Raw genomic sequence first — 1,377 nt, forward strand, 5'->3', positions numbered from 1 at the left:
ACCACGTTGTCCACCGTGGCGTTGCCCGTGTCTGCCACCGTGGTGGTGTTGCCCGCGTTGTCCGTCACCGTCGCCGACACGTTGCGGCTCGTGGCGTCGATGCTGCCGGCCACGAGGGTGTAGGTCGCCGTCCACACGCCGTTGACGCTGGTCGCCGCCACGGCGCTACCGCCGCCGAACTGGCTGAAGTCGAACGTCACCCCGCTGATGGTGTCGGCGTTGGCGTCGCCGCTTGCATTGGTCCAGGTGGCCGTGACCGTGTCGCCAATCTTGTAGGCCCCGCCCGTGCCGCTGCCGCCGCTGATGCTCACGTTGGCGTCAGTCACCGTGGGCGCCACGTTGTCCACCGTGGCGTTGCTCGTGTCGGCCGTCGTCGCGGTGTTGCCCGCGTCGTCCGTCACCGTCGCCGTCACGTTGCGGTTGGTGAGGTCGATGCCGCCGGCCACGAGGGTGTAGCTGGCCGTCCACACGCCGTTGACGTTGGTCGCCGCCACGGCGGAACCGCCGCCGAACTGGCTGAAGTCAAACGTCACGCCGCTGATGGTGTCGGCGTTGTTCTCGCCGCCCACATTGGTCCAGGTGGCCGTGACCGTGTCGCCAATCTTGTAGGTTCCGCCGCTGCCGCTGGCACCGCTGATGCTCACGTTGGCGTCCGTCACCGTGGGCGCCACGTTGTTCACCGTGGCATTGCTCGTGTCGGCCATCGTCGTGGTGTTGCCCGCGTCGTCCGTCACCGTCGCCGACACGTTGCGGTTGGTGAGGTCGATGCCGCCGGCCACGAGGGTGTAGCTCGCCGTCCACACGCCGTTGACGTTGGTCGCCGCCACGGCAGCCCCGCCGCCGAACGCGCTGAAGTCGAACGTCACGCCGCTGATGTCGGTGTTGTTGTCGCCTTGGGCCGTGTTGGTCCACGCCGCCGTGACCGTGTCGCCGATCTTGAACGCGCCGCCCGTGCCCGTGGCGCCGCTGATGCCGATGTGCCCGTCAGTCACCGTGGGCGACACGTTGTCCACCGTGGCATTGGTCGTGTCGGCCGCCGTCGCGGTGTTGCCCGCGTTGTCCGTCACCGTCGCCGACACGTTGCGGCTGGTGGCATCGATGCTGCCGGCCACGAGGGTGTAGCTCGCCGTCCACACGCCGTTGACGTTGGTCGCCGCCACGGCCGTGCCGCCGCCGAACGCGCTGAAGTCGAACGTCACGCCGCTGATGTCGGCGTTGGCGTCGCCGCCCACATTGGTCCACGTGGCCGTGACCGTGTCGCCGATCTTGAACGCGCCGCCCGTGCCCGTGGCGCCGCTGATGCTCACGTTGGCGTCAGTCACCGTGGGCGCCACGTTGTCCACCGTGGCGTTGCCCGTGTCTGCCACCGTGGTGGTG

General features: G+C 69.1%; 1 protein-coding gene. It reads right to left on the reverse strand.

Annotated features, from left to right (window positions below; all coding sequences use genetic code 11):
- A partial coding sequence (locus SM757_RS34785; protein WP_322468832.1) for a beta strand repeat-containing protein occupies positions 1-1,377 on the reverse strand: 1,377 nt, incomplete at both ends.

The sequence above is a fragment of the Azohydromonas lata genome, from assembly GCF_034427735.1.
Classification (GTDB): domain Bacteria; phylum Pseudomonadota; class Gammaproteobacteria; order Burkholderiales; family Burkholderiaceae_C; genus Azohydromonas; species Azohydromonas lata.